The sequence below is a fragment of the Chryseobacterium cupriresistens genome, assembly GCF_046614675.1.
Taxonomy (GTDB): Bacteria; Bacteroidota; Bacteroidia; order Flavobacteriales; family Weeksellaceae; genus Chryseobacterium; species Chryseobacterium cupriresistens.
Window position 1 is genome coordinate 187,216 of the sequence record NZ_JBKKJT010000006.1, and the last position, 17,569, is coordinate 204,784.

Here is a 17,569-nt window from a genome sequence, read left to right on the forward strand (position 1 = left end):
TACATTTAATAAAATTATTATCTTTGAAATCCATTACTATTAGAAATGAAAAAATTACTCTTAACTCTTACTGTTGCGGCGGTATTCCAAAATGTGTCGGCACAGGAAATCACTTTAGATAAAATATACTCAGGATATTACCGTGGAAAAGGGATCGCAGGAATCACTTCAATGAAAAACGGAGAAAATTATCTGGTCATTGAACCGTCAGGAATTGCAAAATATTCTTACAAAACTTCACAAAAAGAAGGGAATCTTGTAGATGGAAAATTTGAAAGCTATATTTTTTCTGATGATGAATCTAAAATTCTTTTACAGGTTGAAAGCCAGCCTATTTACAGACATTCTTTTCTGGGGAAATTTGATGTAAAAGATTTAAAATCCGGGAAAGTAATCAGCCTGAATGAAGGGAAACCTGTTCAGGAGCCTGCGTTTTCACCGGATGCTACGAAAGTGGCCTTTATTTCTGACAATAATCTTTTTTATCAGGACCTTAATTCAGGAAAAATCACACAGATTACAACGGATGGTAAAAAGAATTCAATCCTGAATGGTTTGGCAGACTGGGTATATGAGGAAGAATTCGGGCATGCAAAACAATATGAATGGACAAAAAATTCTGATGCCATCGTATTTGTGAAGTCTGATGAAAGCCAGGTTCCGGAAATCTATATTCCTATCTATGGGAAAACGCTTTATCCTACAGAAATGCGTTATAAATATCCAAAAGCAGGTGAGAAAAACTCCGTAGTTTCAGCACAGCTATACCGTCTTGATAACGGGAAAACAATGCAGCTGAACCTGGGTTCTTTCAAAAATTATTACATCCCGAATGTATTTCAGACTGCAAAGCCGGACGAAATGGTTCTGATCACTTCTGAAAGGATACAAAATGCTTCTGATATTTTAAAAGTGAACACAAAAACCGGAGCAGTTCAGAAGTTATTTACAGAAACAGATGAAAAATGGGTAGATACAGACAGCCCTACTCTTGAATTCCTTGAAGATGATTCCTTCCTTTGGGCTTCTGAGAGAGACGGGAACCGTCACCTGTACTGGTATGACAAAGATGGTAAGTTGAAAAAACAGATCACAAAAGGAAACTGGGAGGTAACCGATTATTATGGGTTTAATCCAAAGTCCAAAGAAATTTATGTTCAGACTACTGAAAAAGGAAGTATCAATAAAGTCATTTCCAAAGTCAATATTGAAAACGGAAAGACCCAGCTGATCTCTAATGCAGAAGGAAACAACTCCGCAAACTTCAGTAAAAACTATAATTATTTCATTGAAACATCTTCTACAGCAGCTAAACCTTATACCTATGTTTTAAAAGACGGTAATGGAAAAGCAGTAAAAGAGCTTCAGAACAACAATGACCAGTTACAGAAACTAAAAGCTGATAATTTTGTTGAAAAAGAATTCATTACGATTCCAAACGCTGTAGGTGATCAGATGAATGCCTGGATTATGAAGCCTAAAAATTTCGATCCTAATAAAAAATATCCGCTGTTTATGTTCCAGTATTCAGGCCCGGGATCTCAGCAGGTAGCCAACTCATGGGATAACGGAAATGCTATTTGGTTCAATCATCTTGTACAAAAAGGATATATTGTTGCTTGTGTAGACGGCCGTGGAACAGGCTATAAAGGAGCAAAATATAAGAAAGTAACTTATATGAATTTAGGAAAATATGAGATTGAAGATCAGATCACAGCAGCCAAGTGGTTCGGAAGCCAATCTTATATTGATAAAAGCAGAATCGGAATGTTCGGATGGAGCTTCGGTGGTTATATGACCAGTTTAGCCATGACGAAAGGAGCTGATGTCTTCAAAGTAGGAATTGCTGTAGCACCGGTAACCAACTGGAGATATTACGACTCTGTATACACAGAAAGATTTATGAGAACACCTCAGGAAAACCCGGATGGATATGATAAAAATTCTCCTACGGAATATGCTAATCTGTTGAAGGGAAAATTCCTTCTGATTCACGGAACGGCTGATGATAACGTTCACTTCCAGAATTCTATGGAGTTCTCTGAAGCTTTGATTCAAAACAAAAAACAGTTTGATTTCATGGCTTATCCGGACAAAAACCATGGAATTTACGGTGGACAAACAAGACCTCAGTTATACCAGAAAATGACGGATTTCATCCTGAATAATCTATAATATTCAATTATAACTCATAAAAAATCCCTTTCAGAAATTCTGAAAGGGATTTTTATTATTTAGGGTATTTCACCGCTTTATCCAGTTCTATAGGATTATTAAAGGCTTTTAACTTTTTTCTTTCGTTGGCTTCTGCGGGTTTCAGCTGTTCTTTGGAGAGAATTGTACCATCATCAAGCTGCAATTTTTGCCCTTCGCGCATGGTCAGATTTCCATTCAAGACATATTTAAAGGGATTGGAATAGAGGTCCAGCCTTAGTTTATTTAAATCCTTCTGGGTAACGGGAATTGCTCTGGATATAGAGGCATTTAATGAATTACGCTGATAATCATCCGGAATCATTTCACTTTTGATTACTTTAAAATAATAAGCTTTTTTTGAATCATATAGCTCCATGATTAAACCAGGTAAACCATTAAATTTATAAGGTCCGTAGGGCATTGGAATATCTTTAGTAAACCATGCGATCCAGTTTCTTCCTCCAAATTTGGTGGTCGCCTTTTGAAGCGAAAGGTGATCAGATATTTTTATGCTGTCTGTAATAGTCCACTGTTGCCTTGGTTCCTCAGACATTTTATAAAAATTCACATCCCCGATATATTCATAGTTCTGATAAGTATTGCTATTGTTCTTTTTGATGAGAAATGAAGTCAGCCTGCCAGGTATATATTGTCCGGTAGCAGTAAATATTGAATCATTAATATAATTCAACCTGTTATAATACGCTATATCCTCTTTTGTGATATCCAGATAATAATTTTCCCTGGTGATATCTTTTGAGGTCGAATCTTTCTTATATTTTACCTCATAGATGAACCTGTTGTTCTGAGCAAACATCATGCATGTTCCCAGCAATATAAATAATAAGTTTTTCATAATAATTTAATTTTCAGATAATAATTCCGGGATAAAGAACTCCAGATCTGCTCTTTCATACTGAACCGGGTATTCCGTGTCATTAATAAAGATATTGGGTGTAAAATGCACCCCATTGCTGCTTACCCATTCTTCATGTCCTTTTAATAATGCAAGTGCATTCTCTGAACTTCCAAAATATTTAGAATACTTATGATACCAGCCACTTTTGTCTTCATTATAGCCCTGAACATCATACCAGCTGCTCAACGCTTCCAGAAATTCTATTTTATTTTCGCTATTGATATAAATATTGGTAAGATTCACATGAACCGTTCTATTATCCAGATCATCCCTGCTAAGATCTATATCAAAGAAAATATTGATTCTCAAATCATTAGAATACTTTTTTACCAGCTTTAGAAAAACAGGATAAAATTCTTTGCAATGTTTACAAAAAGGATTGGTAATAAAGGTTAAAGTTTGATCTGCTTTTTCATTTCCAAACACAAAAGCGTTCGAAAAATCTTTATTCTCAACTTTTTTCTGTAAAGACAAATTATTTTTGAAAAACTGATAGTTTCTCCTGAATTTCAGATTTCTTTTTAGGGTATTTTCATCTTTCTGTCCCTTCTTATTTTTTATCCTAAAATTCATCAAAACAATGAGCGAACCTAAACTTCCTATTAGAAACAGAACAACAGTTATGTCCGGTTTTTTACTGGTAAATGAGATAAGATTGGCAGCCACCAGCTGAATACATACTGAGGTTATGATTACCATGCAGACAGGACAATACTTTTTAACAACAAATACCTGATAGAATAAGGATAAGAAAGCAACGGGTATGAATGCAAATAATCCATATTGATAGATCTCAAAAAAGAATTCAATATTTTTTATCAGACTCAATAAAATAAAACACACGATCTGACTGGTAAAAAACAGCAGTGAAATCTCAGATAAATCTATTTTATTAAAAATCTTCCATTTTTTCGAATTAAAAACCAGGTCACAATCCGTATTCAGATAATTGCTTTTACATACTCCAACCGGTATGAATGTTCCTTTCCCATGCGTTTTTTTGTAGGCTTCACGGGCAAATATGAATCCGATAAGTCCTGTAGCCGCAAAGATCAGTTTCAAAACCAGATTGGAATCATCATAAACGAAAAGGAACAGAAACAGCAGCGTTACAATTCCCCAGTTAATGTATGTATAATCTAGTTTTGATTTTGTATTGAACTGCTCCTCAGGCTTTTCTATAATAAGTATTATATTTTCCCATTCTGAAAAAAAATCTTCCGTTTGAGAACCATTGACTGTTATTTTATCACCTATATTATTCACCACTGCCAATTCTCCTTTTACTAAAGCCAGAAAATCCTCAGGTAAAATATCTTTTTCATCATTATCAATTCTGTAACTGTAATTTTCAATATTGAAAAAATGTAAAGCATCAGAAAATGCCAGAAGGCTTGGAAAATTGGGATGCCCTTCCAATTGAAGTTCAAACTCATCCTTATCAATATGTATTTTATTATCATCCAGGTAATTGATAACAGCAGTATAGCTTTTGCGTGTCATTTTACTATAACTTTTTGTATTTAAAAAAAATAGCAACAGTTTCCTGTTGCCATTTTAAAAGATTTACTTTAATTACCCACAACAAAAAGTACCGTTGCAATACGAATCACCATTCCCATTATGAGTATTTGCACATGCTGCATTGGTACATGCACATCCTGCATCCGAAATAGGATCTTCCTCTCTTAATCCCCCTTTAATGGTTTTCAACTCATTTCGGGATAAACTTCCTTTCATCTTTTTTAAATTGATCTTTTTCATAATAAATGTTTTTTTAATTACGTGTCACTATTGACATAGGCGAAAATAGAAAACAAATATCACTCACAAAGGAAATACATATGCATATTTTATGTTTATTCATTGTATTTTAATTTGTGAAATATGTACAAGTTTTTAAATAAAGAAAACCTGTCTGCACATTCATTTTTCTTATTTATTTCATTAATCATTTACGCAGCTATTATTTATTTTATCAATTAAAATTAAAAAGCTATTTTTGGGAAATTTGAAAATTGATTATATGAAGACTAAACATCCTAAAGGGCTGCCCTATCTATTCTTTACAGAAATGTGGGAGCGTTTCGGGTATTACCTGATTCTTGGAATCTTTGTTCTATATGTTATTGAGCCTACGGGCATGAAAGGCGGACTTGGACTTCCGGATAAAACTGCTGATGACATTTTCGGAACTTATATTGCTTTAACTTATCTGACTCCCTTTATTGGAGGATTCCTGGCAGACAGAGTGTTAGGATATATCAAATCTATTTATCTTGGAGGTTTTTTAATGGCTGCAGGATATATAGGTATGGGAGTTTTTAAAGATTTACCCCTGTTTTATACCTCTCTGGCATTAATTATTATTGGAAACGGTTTCTTTAAGCCTACTATTTCCACATTATTAGGAAACCTTTATTCAGAAGAACCTTATAAAGCTAATAAAGACTCTGGGTATAATATTTTCTATATGGGAATCAATATCGGGGCATTTATCTGTAATATTATTGCCGCTTTCATGCGTAATAAATTCGGTTGGGGTGAAGCTTTTATCACTGCGGGTGTAGGAATGCTTATCGGAATGGTTATTTTTACCATCGGAAGAAAGCATTACATTCATGCTGCACAGATGAAACCTGTACAGGAAGGTGATACAAAACTTTCAGAGATTCTGATCAAAGTATTTGTTCCTGCTATCGTTGCCGGAGCAATAGGTTGGTTTATCCCTGATAATATTTTTGGAAGTGACAGTACGGATGCCTTTATTTTTGCGTGTGTACCTGTTATTTATTTCTATGCATCCCTCTACTTTAAGGCTAAACCTGATGAAAAAGCCTCTATCGGAGCATTACTTTCTGTATTCCTGATCAGTATGTTCTTCTGGGCGGTTTTCAAACAAAACGGTACAGCATTGACAAGATGGGCTAATTATTACACGGACAGAAGTGTTCCTGCTTCTCTTGAAAAGCCATTGGAAGGTATCTATATGGTAGATGGGAAGAGCTATGAAGACAAAGAAACTCCTGTCTATGATAATCAGTTCCGTTCTCAGAAAGATGATAATGGGGAGACTAAAAAAGAAATGGGAAAAGATGTATACTTTAAAAACATATCCCCAGAGCAGCGTGCGACTCTTGAGAAAAACCCTGAAAACAAAGTTTATCTGTACAATACAGAACTGTTTCAGTCTATCAATCCGTTCTGGGTTATTGCGCTAACTCCGGTTATTGTAGGATTCTGGGCATTGTTGAGAAGAAAAGGAAAAGAACCATTAACGCCTACCAAGATCGTTTTAGGTTTATTTATTTCAGGACTTTCCTGCCTTGTCATGGTGTTAGCCGTAATGGCCGGAGACAATGGCGCTGTAAAAGTATCTCCTCTATGGCTGGTTGCCAGCTACGGAGTCATTACTATCGGTGAGCTGTGCCTGTCTCCAATGGGGCTTTCTTTTGTTTCCAAACTTTCTCCTGCAAGGATTACAGCATTGATGATGGGAGGATTTTTCCTGGCCAACTCTGTGGGAAATAAGCTTTCAGGAATCCTGGCAAGTACATGGTACAATTATGAAAACAAAACGAATTATTTCCTTGTTAATTTCGCTTTGTTAATATTTGCTACACTTTTAGGTCTTTCTATGTTAAAAAGGCTGAATAAGATTATGACAGAAAAAGGGCATTAAAATGCTCAATATGATAAAGATAACTAAGCTGCGGAATAGTCCCGCAGCTTTTTTATTTAAAAATAAAATTAAAACCTTGCCAAAAACCCAAAATAAACTATATTTGTCAGTCTTAACAAAAATTAACAATAGAAATGGATAATATTGAAGCATTGAGTCCGAAACCGGATGAATTTGTAGAGAATAAGAATTCCAGGCATCCTAAAGGATTATGGGTTCTTTTCGGAACAGAAATGTGGGAGCGTTTCAACTTTTATGGAATGAGAGCTCTTTTGACGCTCTTCATGGTAAATTCCTTATTGATAAAAGAAGCTGATGCAGCGATCATCTATGGTGGATTTCTAGCTTTATGTTATTTAACACCTCTTTTGGGAGGATTTATTGCTGATAAATATATCGGAAACAGATATGCGATCATCATTGGTGGATCGTTAATGGCTATTGGCCAGTTCTTATTATTCATCAGTGCCTCAACTTTTTCAGCGGATATTGGTAGTGCCAAACTTATCATGTGGCTGGCATTATTCGTGATCATTTTTGGTAACGGATTCTTCAAACCGAATATTTCTTCAATGGTGGGAAGCCTTTATCCAAAACAGGAAAAGTCTAAACTGGATTCTGCCTTCACTATTTTCTACATGGGGATCAACATCGGGGCTTTCCTTGGTCAGTTCATCTGTCCATACGTAGGAGACGTAAAAGATGCAGCAACAGGAGTAAGAGATATCTTCGCTTTCAAATGGGGATTCCTGGCAGCTTCTATTGCCATGGTAATCGGAACGGTAACATTCTTTATCCTTAAAAACAAATATGTAGTAACTCCGGAAGGAAGACCTATCGGAGGATTACCGAAAAACAATACAAGTGCTGACTTTGAAGAAGGAGAAACGCAGACTGCTAAATTCTCTGGCCAGGCTTTAGGAATCACTGGTGGAATATTTGTAGTTTTATTCTTCCTTTTCAGATATCTTCTTGTAGGTGAGTTTGGATTCAATTCTGTAGAAATGGGGCAATTGATTAAAGGAATCATTTATCCATTCATCTATTCAGCTGGTATTTCTCTTGCCTTCTTAATTATGTCTTCTGCTGAAAATAAAGTTGAAAGACAGAGAATCTGGGTAATTTATATCGTATCATTCTTTATTATTTTCTTCTGGGCTGCGTTCGAACAGGCAGGATCTTCATTAACATTTATTGCAGATAACCAAACAGACAGAAACATTTTAGGATGGAATATGCCGCCTTCAATGGTTCAGATCTTCAACGGAATCTTCGTTGTTATTCTGGCAGTTCCTTTCAGTTTAATCTGGGATAAATTAAGAGCTAAAGGAAAAGAACCGGTATCTCCGTTCAAACAGGCAATGGGATTAGCTTTGATCGCTCTTTCTTATTTCATCATTGCACACAATGTAAAAGATCTTGGAAACTCAGGTTTATTAGCCATCAAATGGTTAATGCTACTATACTTCATCCAGACATGTGGTGAGCTTTGTCTTTCTCCAATTGGTTTATCATTGGTTGGTAAGCTGGCTCCGAAAAGATTTGCTTCATTACTATATGGTGTTTTCTTTATTTCTAACGCTGCCGGTTATGCATTAGCCGGTTCATTGGGAGCACTTATCCCTGCAACAGGTGATAAATTCAAGAAAGCTGAAGAAATGGGTGTTAATCTACAGGATGTTTTGGATAAAAAAGTAACCCTGACAGCGGATCAGGTAGCTGCTTTTGATAAAGCTCAGTTACCATTACACAACCCTACTTTTGTAGGATTCGAAATCCATAACTTATTTGAATTCTTCATGGTATTCGTAGTACTTTGTGGGATTGCTGCTGTAATTTTAGGATTAATTTCACCTATCTTAAAGAAAATGATGCATGGTGTAAACTAATTGTATCAACAAAATATCATAAAACCTCTGCCAAGTCAGAGGTTTTTTTTATTTTCGTATGATGGAAATTTCCGAAGATTCTTTATTCCAATCCGTAAAGGAAATCATTAGGCAGTCGCGCGAAAAAGTGTTTCGTATAGCGAATTCTACTCTACTGCTCACTTACTGGCAGATTGGAAAATTGATTGTTGAAGATGAACAACAAGGAAAAGAACGCGCAGAATACGGAAAATATACGCTGAAAAAACTTTCTCAGAAACTTACCTTAGAATTTGGAAAAGGATTTGATGAAAGTAACTTAAGAAACATGCGCTCTTTTTATCATGCATTTCCAATATGTGACGCATTGCGTCACGAATTGAGCTGGACCCATTACAGATTACTGATAAGGCTTGACAATGCTGATAAAATGAATTACTATATCAATGAATCCGTTCAAAATAACTGGAATTACAGAGATCTTAAAAGACAAATCAATTCCCTTGCTTATGAACGCGTTTTAGAACATAAAAAATCTTCTCCGGAAACTATTCACAGTGTTTTAAAAGATCCTTATATTTTTGAGTTTCTCGGTCTAAAAGCTGATGAACAATTTTCTGAAAAAGAAATTGAAACAGCCATTATTGACCATATTCAAAAGTTTTTGCTTGAATTTGGGAAAGGATTCGCTTTTGTAGCCAGACAACAACATATTTCAACAGATACATCGGATTTTTATATCGACCTTGTCTTCTATAATTACATTTTAAAATGCTTTGTCATCATTGACTTGAAAACCGGCGAACTCTCTCATCAGGATATCGGACAGATTGATATGTATGTAAGAATGTATGATGATCTGAAACGCGGTGAAGGTGATAATCCGACCATCGGAATTTTATTATGTTCAGAAAAAGATGAGACCATTGTAAAATACTCCGTTTTGAATGATAAAAACAATTTATTTGCCAGCAAATACCTGCTGTACCTCCCAAAAGAAGAAGAATTAAAACAAATTATTGACCAGGACAGAATCCGTTTTGAACTGGATCAGGAAAATAAAAACCCTTAATTAGAACTTAATCATATATCATTATGAGCTTAACTTTAGATGAAATACAAAATTTCAAAGGAAAATATCCCAGACAAATCTGGAGCCTGTTTTTCTCTGAAATGTGGGAACGTTTCTGTTTCTACGGAATGCGTGGAATGCTGGTCTTCTTCATGATCTCACAGCTTAATTTCCATGAAAAAGAAGCCAACCTTCAATACGGTGCCACTCAGGCCTTTGTATATGCCTTTACCTTTGTGGGAGGTCTTTTTGCTGATAAAATTTTAGGATTCCGAAAATCCCTGTTCTGGGGCGGGCTGCTAATGATCGTAGGAAGTTTAATCCTGGCTACCGATCCCCATAAATTCTTTTTCTTAGGAATAGCTTTCACTGTCGTAGGAACAGGTTTCTTCAAACCTAATATTTCATCTATGGTAGGACAGCTTTACAAACCTAATGATTCAAGAGCAGATGCCGGATTCTCACTTTTTTATGCAGGAATTAATCTCGGAGCATTGCTAGGCGGTTATTTATGTATTGCCATTGGTAAAGGAGAATTCTTAAGCAACATTATTGCAGAAGAAATGAGGTGGCATATTGCTTTTGGTCTTGCTGCAATAGTAATGGTTGTAAGCTTAATTAATTTTGTATTTACACAGAGAACACTAGGAACTATCGGTTTACAGCCGGGACACCCTTTAGCAGAGGTAAAAGCAGCTCCAATTCCAAAATGGAAAGAATACGGAGTATATGTTTTGTCATTGGTTTTTGTACCCATCATCATGACCATGGTAGCCAAGACTGAGTATACAGATTATTTTATGTGGACCATCGGACCTTTAACTTTAATCTATCTGTTCTATGAAATGTCTAAAGTAACGGCATCTGAACGTAAAAAACTTTGGGCAGCTTTGGTTTTCATTATATTTTCAATCATATTCTGGGGAATCTATGAGCAAAGCGGAGGTTCTTTGAGCATTTTCGCAGCTAAAAACCTGAATAAAGATCTTTTTGGATTAGACCCAAATGGAGTGAATAACTCAGGAGGAGCTTTCTTCATTATTTTTCTTGCCCCATTGATCGGACTTCTATGGATCTGGCTGAACAAAAGAAAAATTGAACCCAACACGATTATCAAATTCGGATTAGGATTTATTTTCTTAGGATTAGGATATTATGTTTTATTTGCAACGCGCCTCTTCGCAGACCTTCAGGGAATCACTTCACTGAACTTCTTCACACTGGCATTGCTTATCATTACCCTTGGGGAATTATGCCTTTCTCCTATCGGTTTATCCATCATGACCAAGCTTTCTACCAAGAATCTTCAGGGAATGATGATGGGAATGTGGTTTCTTGCATCAGCGTATGGGCAGTATGTTGCAGGAATTATTGGGGCCAGTCTTGCCACAGCCAAAGAAGGTTCTACCAACTATGATGAATTGATCACTTATACCGATGGATATAAACAATTAGGATTATATGCGGTAATTGCCGGAGTGGTATTAATTTTGATATCTCCGTACGTGAAAAAATTAATGCAAGATGTAAAATAAAAAATAAGTAATCATGCTTATTTTTATCCAAATATCACAATATGAAGAAAATTTTAAGCATAACACTCTTATTTTTATTAAATTTTAGTTTTGCACAAGTAAAGTGGATGACCATTGAAGAAGCTTTAAAAGCCCAAAAGGAAAGTCCCAAAAAAATATTAATTGATTTCTACGCAGACTGGTGTGGTCCATGCAAAATCATGGATAAAAAAACGTACGGCCACCCTGTACTGGCTCAGATATTAAATGAGAATTATTATCCTGTAAAGTTTAATGCAGAAGAAAAAAAGAGCATTGAAATTTTCGGAAGAACATTTTCCAATCCCAATACTGAACATAGAAAGGGAAAAAATTCTCTGCATGAGTTTACCCAGTATATGAATGTAGGAGCCGTTCCAAGTACAGTATTTCTGGATGAGCATGGCGATCCCATCACCATTCTTCAGGGAGAATTGTCTGCCAAAGAACTGGAACCTTATCTGGAACTGATTTCCAAAGATCTGTTTAAAAAGATTAAGACCAGAGAACAATGGGAGGATTACCAGAAAAAATTCAAATCTAAAATCAAAAATTAATTCAGAACTTTGAAACACCGATTTTCTGTTTCAATGCTAAAAAATTCATTATAGAGACTTCCAATTTTTTTGGAAGTCTTTTTTATTTTACCGAAATTCGGACCTTTATTTTTATTATCCGAAATAAGAATCAAAAAGTTCGAAAAACAGTATCCTGAAACCTGACAATGAATCTCGAAACCTCCATAGAATATGTAAAAGGAATAGGTCCGGAAAGAGCCAAACTCATCAAAAGTGTGTTGGGCTTATCTACTGTGGAAGATATGTTGAATTTCTACCCTATCCGTTATCTGGACAAAAGTAAAATCTATACTGTTTCTCAGCTTAGAGAAGAGACCAGTCAGGAAATACAGCTGAAGGGTAGAATTACTCAGGTACAGGAAATTCAGACCGGTAAAACCAAGCGATTATCTGCAAAGTTCAATGATGAAACAGGTAGTATAGATCTGGTTTGGTTTCAATATTCCAAGTGGTTGAAAGAACAGCTTCCCATCAACAGGGAAGTTTATATCTTCGGAAAGATTAATGTTTTCAACCGCCAGTTTTCCATGCCGCATCCGGAAATTGAAGCGGAAGAAAAAAAAGAGGGTGACACCCGCCTTAAACCTATTTATCCAAGTTCTGAAAAACTAACCAAAAGAGGATTAAACCAACGATTTTTCCAGAATGTTTTAAGAAATATCTGCAGAGAGATTCCGAGTCTTATTGAAGAAAATTTTCCGGAATATCTGATGAAAACCTTTAAATTCATGTCCAGGCAGCATGCTTTTCTGAATGTACATTTTCCAAAAGATCAGGAGCATTTTGATAAAGCAGATTACAGACTGAAATTTGAAGAATCATTTTTCTTTCAGTTAGGATACGGTTTAAAGAAGCTTCATCATAAAACACAATCCCACGGTAATCCTTTCCCTATTATTGGAGATCACTTCAATGATTTTTATGAAAACCATCTTCCTTTTGAGCTTACCAATGCACAAAAAAGAGTTTTAAAGGAAATTCGTATGGATATGAAAAGGCCGATTCAGATGAACAGGCTTTTACAGGGAGATGTAGGATCAGGAAAAACAATGGTTGCCCTTCTTACCATGCTTATCGCAATGGACAATGGGTTTCAGAGCTGCCTGATGGCTCCAACGGAGATTCTTGCCCAGCAGCATTACAATGGTATCAAAGAGCTGTTGGAAAAAACAGGAATCAATATCCGCCTCCTCACAGGTTCTACCAAAGCAGCAGAAAGAAGAATTATCCATGAAGAACTGGAAAGTGGTACACTTTCTATTTTGGTAGGAACTCATGCCGTTTTAGAAGATAAAGTTAAATTTAAAAATCTGGGATTAGCCATTATTGATGAGCAGCATAGATTCGGAGTTGCTCAAAGGGCTAAACTCTGGGCTAAAAATAAGATTCCGCCTCATATTCTGGTGATGACCGCCACACCAATTCCAAGAACTCTGGCCATGAGTTTTTATTCTGATCTGGATGTTTCGGTAATTGATGAAATGCCTGTGGGAAGAAAGCCTATTATTACAGCCCACCGCCGGGAAAAAGACAGACTGTATGTATATAACTTTTGTAAAGATGAAATAAAAAAAGGAAGACAGGTTTATTTCGTATATCCTCTCATCGAAGAATCAGAAACGCTGGATTATAAAAACCTTATGGAAGGTTTGGAGCATGTGATGGATTATTTTTCAGAATATAATGTCACTATGCTTCACGGGAAAATGAAACCGGATGAAAAAGATGCTGCCATGGCTTATTTTGCTTCAGGAAAAGCTGAAATAATGGTTGCAACCACAGTAATTGAAGTTGGGGTAAATGTTCCGAATGCTTCGGTAATGGTGATTGAAAGTTCTGAAAGGTTCGGACTATCACAGCTTCACCAGCTCAGAGGACGTGTAGGAAGAGGTGCTGAACAAAGTTACTGTATCCTGATGACTTCCGATAAATTATCAAAAGAAAGCCGAACACGTATTAAAACAATGACTGAAACCAATGATGGTTTTAAAATTTCTGAGGTAGATATGCAGCTTCGCGGGCCCGGAGATATACTGGGAACCCAGCAAAGTGGTGTGGTAGATTTTAAAAGACTGGATCTTATTAATGACTCGGCGATCATCAAAACAACAAAAAATACGGTAGAAAGAATACTGGAAGCTGATCCTATGCTTTCAAGACCTGACAATCTGATCATCAAAAATTATTATATCAGATACTACAAAGGAAAAAACAAGTGGAGTAAAATATCATAAAAAAACCGCAGAAAAAATTTCCTGCGGCCCCCTTATAAAACTGTTATTTAGAAGAAATTACTTTTTGGTATGTCCAAAAAAATTTATTTTAATAGTTCAGGTTTAATATTTTGTGATGTGGTGTGAAAATATTTATATAACAATATAATAATGAGCTAAAACCATAACTATTAAAATAAATTATAAAAAAACAAAATGAATTATTTTTTCCAACTTGCTTATTATAAAAACTAACTGTGTTTCGGTGGAGATGAGGGAATGAAACGAATAAAAATATCTCCAACTACTTATTGAGTTTTCATGATTGTACCGTTTTGTTTAAAGATCTTCTGTGCTTTAAAATTGGAAAATTAGTATAATCCATTTTGTTTAACTAACATCGTGATTTATATAATTTTTTTATTTTTAGAAACAATTACTTCTCATTCATCTGTATCTTGTACTATATAATAAATTTGTGTCTGATTTTACTTTTACAAATGTCCGTATATTAATTCAGATGCCTTTTATATTATTTTAATGATTAGTTATAAAATTTTCACCTATTTGTGAATAGTATGCAATAAATACGATTTTTAAATTATTAACATTAAATTAATAAATCCTTTATTCATCATACTTTCAGGATTAAATTATCTTTATTCAAACCCGACGTGTGATACTGCCAGTTGATGGTAATAACTTCTGTAAGAACCTTTCTGAGTTTATCAAAACAGTCCGGTTTTTTCATAAAAATGTGAGCACCTTTCACAAAAATTTCTTCTACTTCATTTTCCGGAATCGGATCAGAAAAAATGGCTGTAACCATGTTGTTGAATTTTGCATTCGAACTGATATCTTCCAGACATTCCATGCTCTCTTTTCCGGGAATCATATAATTTATAAAAACAAGTTCCGGAACTACGGCATCATCATTATTCAGGTATTCCATTAGGCTGTTCCCGTTACTGAAACATTGAACTTTTATAGAGATTTTCAACTCTTTCAGAATTTTTTTAAAAAAAATCAAGATGTTTTCATCGTTATCTGCTACTATTACGTTCAGAAATTCTTTATTCATACTGCATTTTAGGGTTTATTACCGTGCTTTGTACTCTTCTTCGTCTGCCAATAATTTTTTGAAACTGGGATGGAGTAATTCCTGTTGTATTTTTAAATTGGGTACTTAAATGCGCCACACTGGAATAGTTCAGCTTATGGGCAATTTCTGTAAGGCTTTGTTTGTTTCTTATGATAAGAGCCTTCGCATGCTCTATCTTCTGCAGAATAATAAAATTCTCAATAGAGGTAAAAGCAACTTCTGAAAACAGATTGGAAAGGTATCCATAGCTGTGATTAAGTTTTTCAGAAATATAGATAGATGCTTTTACAGGTATAATTTCATCAGAAAAGACAAGCTCTACAATAGCATCTTTGATTTTCTGTACCAACGCGTTTTTTTGGCTTTCTATGATCTCGATACCATAATCTTCAAGATTTTTCTTAAAAAGATTGTGCTGTTCCTGAGTAAGGGGCTCATAGAATTCCACCTCACCGAAGTTCAGTAACCTGTACTTCAGCCCGTGTTCTTTAAGTTTCTCGTCCAATACCTTTTTACAAAGAGCATTGAAATCAAATTTAACATACATTTTCATCCTAGTATATATAAGCCAATTTATGAAGTAAATATAATAATTTATTTCAAGTAAATGTGAAATAGGTGTATATTTTTAATATTTTACTATAAATACGAAAAAACTCCTGTATTTTAGAATACAGGAATTTAAACACTAAGGATGAAAAAAATATACTGATAAAAAGCTTTTCAGCTCAAAACCAAGCATATGAATGTATTGTATAAGTGATTTGGTTCTGAAGCAAAGATGAATCAAAAAAAGAAATCACTTGTTATAGAATTACAGGATAAAGTTACAAAATTTTAAGTCATTTATCTGTGAATTAGATATTCCATAAGAAAATCATCCATCACAAAACCGTTACCAATATCAAAGACACCTTCGTCATACACTCTATATCCCTGGGATTCGTAGAAGTTTCTGGCTGAATTGTATTTATTGACATTCAGGATAATTCTGTTGTTTCCGTTTTCAGAAACTTTCTCATTCAGAAACTGAAGTGCTCCTTTCCCAAATCCTTTTCCTTTACTCTCAGGAACCAGATAAATCCTGTGTAACTTTGTGGTTTCCTCTTCATAGTTGTGCTCATATCCGATAAAGCCTTCACAAGTATTATTATTTTCATCCTTAATAAGATAATAATGATAATTCGGATTTTGGAAATGATGTAAAATTTCATTTTCAGAATACATTTCTGAGAGCATAAACTCCATTTGTTCTTTGGAAAGAATGTCTGCATAGGCATTTTCCCATGATCGTCTTGCAAGATCCTGAATCAACGGGATGTCTGCAGCTGTTGCCTGTTGTAATTTCATGATTGGTTATATTGTGATGATTAAAAAAAGTGAAAAGCCTAAACTTTTCACTCTTTATATTGTTCAATGATATTGATGAGTTTTAACATGATTAAAATTCATTTTGTCAGATCATTATTAAATCTTAGCCATTTCAGCTTTAATTTTTGCATGAAGACCTTCAGAAGCTTTTACCAAAGGAAGTCTAAGATAATTTTTGATGATTCCTTTTTCAGCCAATATTACCTTAATACCACAAGGATTACCTTCAGCAAAAATCAGGCGGGTAATATCTACCAGTTTGTTGTGAATTTCATAAGCTTCCTTTACTTTACCTTCGAAAGCCAGCTGTACCATTGTTGAAAATTCTTTAGGATACGCCTGTCCGATTACGGAAATTACACCATCTCCACCGGCTAATGTTACAGGTAATGTATATTCATCATCTCCTGAAACTAAAGAAAATCCTTCAGGTTTCTTTCTCAGAATATCAAAATACTGAAGAATGTTAGGAGAAGCTTCTTTAATCAAAAACAAATTCGGGAATTCCTTTGCAAGACGAAGTGTAGTATCAGCTTCTACATTTTGCCCTGTTCTTGACGGAACATTATAAATGATAATATTTTTTCCTGTGGAAGCTAATGCCTTATAATGCTGATAAAGCCCTTCCTGGTTCGGTTTATTATAATATGGAGATACTGAAAGTACTGCTTCAAATGCAGAAAGATCAGCTTCTTCAATCTGTTTCTTGACTTCAAGAGTATTGTTGCCGCCAATTCCCAAAACCAATGGAAGACGTTTATTATTCACCTTAATGATATGCTCAATTACCTGTTTCTTCTCCTCTGCAGAAAGCGTTGCGGCTTCTGCCGTTGTTCCCAATACTACCAAATAATTGGTTCCGTTTTCGATATTGTACTCCACCAGTTTTGTTAAACTGTCGAAGTCTACGGATAAATCTTCATTAAAGGGCGTTACCAATGCAACACCTACTCCTTTTAAAATGCTCATCTGTTAGAATTATTTTTGCCAAATTTAATCATTTACGGTAAGAATT

General features: G+C 35.0%; 14 protein-coding genes. 7 read left to right on the top strand and 7 right to left on the bottom strand.

Features of this window, described 5'->3' with window-relative positions:
• Nucleotides 1-45: 45 nt before the first annotated feature.
• Nucleotides 46-2,175 carry a S9 family peptidase gene (locus ACLI50_RS17400; protein WP_343643734.1) on the top strand — a complete coding sequence of 710 codons (2,130 nt, stop codon included), beginning with the start codon at nucleotides 46-48 and terminating at the stop codon, nucleotides 2,173-2,175.
• A gap of 55 nt (nucleotides 2,176-2,230) precedes the next feature.
• On the opposite strand, the gene ACLI50_RS17405 is transcribed toward ACLI50_RS17400, so the two are convergent.
• From ACLI50_RS17405 to ACLI50_RS17415, 3 genes are all read right to left on the bottom strand, one after another.
• Complete coding sequence (locus ACLI50_RS17405; RefSeq protein WP_343643735.1) at nucleotides 2,231-3,052, bottom strand: GLPGLI family protein; 822 nt, start codon at nucleotides 3,050-3,052, stop codon at nucleotides 2,231-2,233.
• Nucleotides 3,053-3,058: 6 nt separating this feature from the next.
• The gene (locus ACLI50_RS17410; protein ID WP_202843488.1) at nucleotides 3,059-4,618 is read right to left on the bottom strand and encodes a vitamin K epoxide reductase family protein; all 1,560 of its coding nucleotides are present in this window, start codon (nucleotides 4,616-4,618) and stop codon (nucleotides 3,059-3,061) included.
• Nucleotides 4,619-4,690: 72 nt separating this feature from the next.
• A complete protein-coding gene (locus ACLI50_RS17415; RefSeq protein WP_120233440.1) occupies nucleotides 4,691-4,879 on the bottom strand; it encodes a hypothetical protein in 189 nt (62 codons plus the stop codon).
• 262 nt (nucleotides 4,880-5,141) lie between these two features.
• Between ACLI50_RS17415 and ACLI50_RS17420 the strand changes: the two genes are divergently transcribed.
• From ACLI50_RS17420 to recG, 6 genes are all read left to right on the top strand, one after another.
• Nucleotides 5,142-6,797, top strand: coding sequence for a peptide MFS transporter (locus ACLI50_RS17420; protein WP_202843490.1), 1,656 nt, complete (start codon nucleotides 5,142-5,144; stop codon nucleotides 6,795-6,797).
• Nucleotides 6,798-6,931: 134 nt separating this feature from the next.
• Nucleotides 6,932-8,686: a peptide MFS transporter gene (locus ACLI50_RS17425; protein WP_343641818.1), complete on the top strand. Its 1,755-nt coding sequence runs from the start codon at nucleotides 6,932-6,934 to the stop codon at nucleotides 8,684-8,686.
• Nucleotides 8,687-8,744: 58 nt separating this feature from the next.
• Nucleotides 8,745-9,737, top strand: a complete 993-nt coding sequence (locus ACLI50_RS17430; RefSeq protein ID WP_202843498.1) for a PDDEXK nuclease domain-containing protein — start codon at nucleotides 8,745-8,747, stop codon at nucleotides 9,735-9,737.
• 23 nt (nucleotides 9,738-9,760) lie between these two features.
• Nucleotides 9,761-11,272 carry a peptide MFS transporter gene (locus ACLI50_RS17435; protein ID WP_343641814.1) on the top strand — a complete coding sequence of 504 codons (1,512 nt, stop codon included), beginning with the start codon at nucleotides 9,761-9,763 and terminating at the stop codon, nucleotides 11,270-11,272.
• A 41-nt stretch (nucleotides 11,273-11,313) separates the two neighbouring features.
• Nucleotides 11,314-11,847 carry a thioredoxin family protein gene (locus tag ACLI50_RS17440; protein ID WP_202843502.1) on the top strand — a complete coding sequence of 178 codons (534 nt, stop codon included), beginning with the start codon at nucleotides 11,314-11,316 and terminating at the stop codon, nucleotides 11,845-11,847.
• A gap of 167 nt (nucleotides 11,848-12,014) precedes the next feature.
• Nucleotides 12,015-14,102, top strand: coding sequence for an ATP-dependent DNA helicase RecG (gene recG, locus ACLI50_RS17445; protein WP_202843505.1), 2,088 nt, complete (start codon nucleotides 12,015-12,017; stop codon nucleotides 14,100-14,102).
• Between the two features lie 613 nt (nucleotides 14,103-14,715).
• Here the strand turns inward: recG and ACLI50_RS17450 are convergent.
• From ACLI50_RS17450 to dapA, 4 genes are all read right to left on the bottom strand, one after another.
• Complete coding sequence (locus ACLI50_RS17450) at nucleotides 14,716-15,162, bottom strand: response regulator (protein ID WP_202843507.1); 447 nt, start codon at nucleotides 15,160-15,162, stop codon at nucleotides 14,716-14,718.
• Entirely contained in the window at nucleotides 15,155-15,736 is a 582-nt protein-coding gene (locus ACLI50_RS17455) for a helix-turn-helix domain-containing protein (protein WP_110009546.1), read from the bottom strand. Before ACLI50_RS17455 ends, ACLI50_RS17450 begins: the two co-directional genes overlap by 8 nt.
• A gap of 293 nt (nucleotides 15,737-16,029) precedes the next feature.
• Entirely contained in the window at nucleotides 16,030-16,533 is a 504-nt protein-coding gene (locus tag ACLI50_RS17460) for a GNAT family N-acetyltransferase (RefSeq protein ID WP_411414307.1), read from the bottom strand.
• 117 nt (nucleotides 16,534-16,650) lie between these two features.
• Nucleotides 16,651-17,523: a 4-hydroxy-tetrahydrodipicolinate synthase gene (gene dapA / locus ACLI50_RS17465; protein WP_202843509.1), complete on the bottom strand. Its 873-nt coding sequence runs from the start codon at nucleotides 17,521-17,523 to the stop codon at nucleotides 16,651-16,653.
• Nucleotides 17,524-17,569 lie beyond the last annotated feature (46 nt).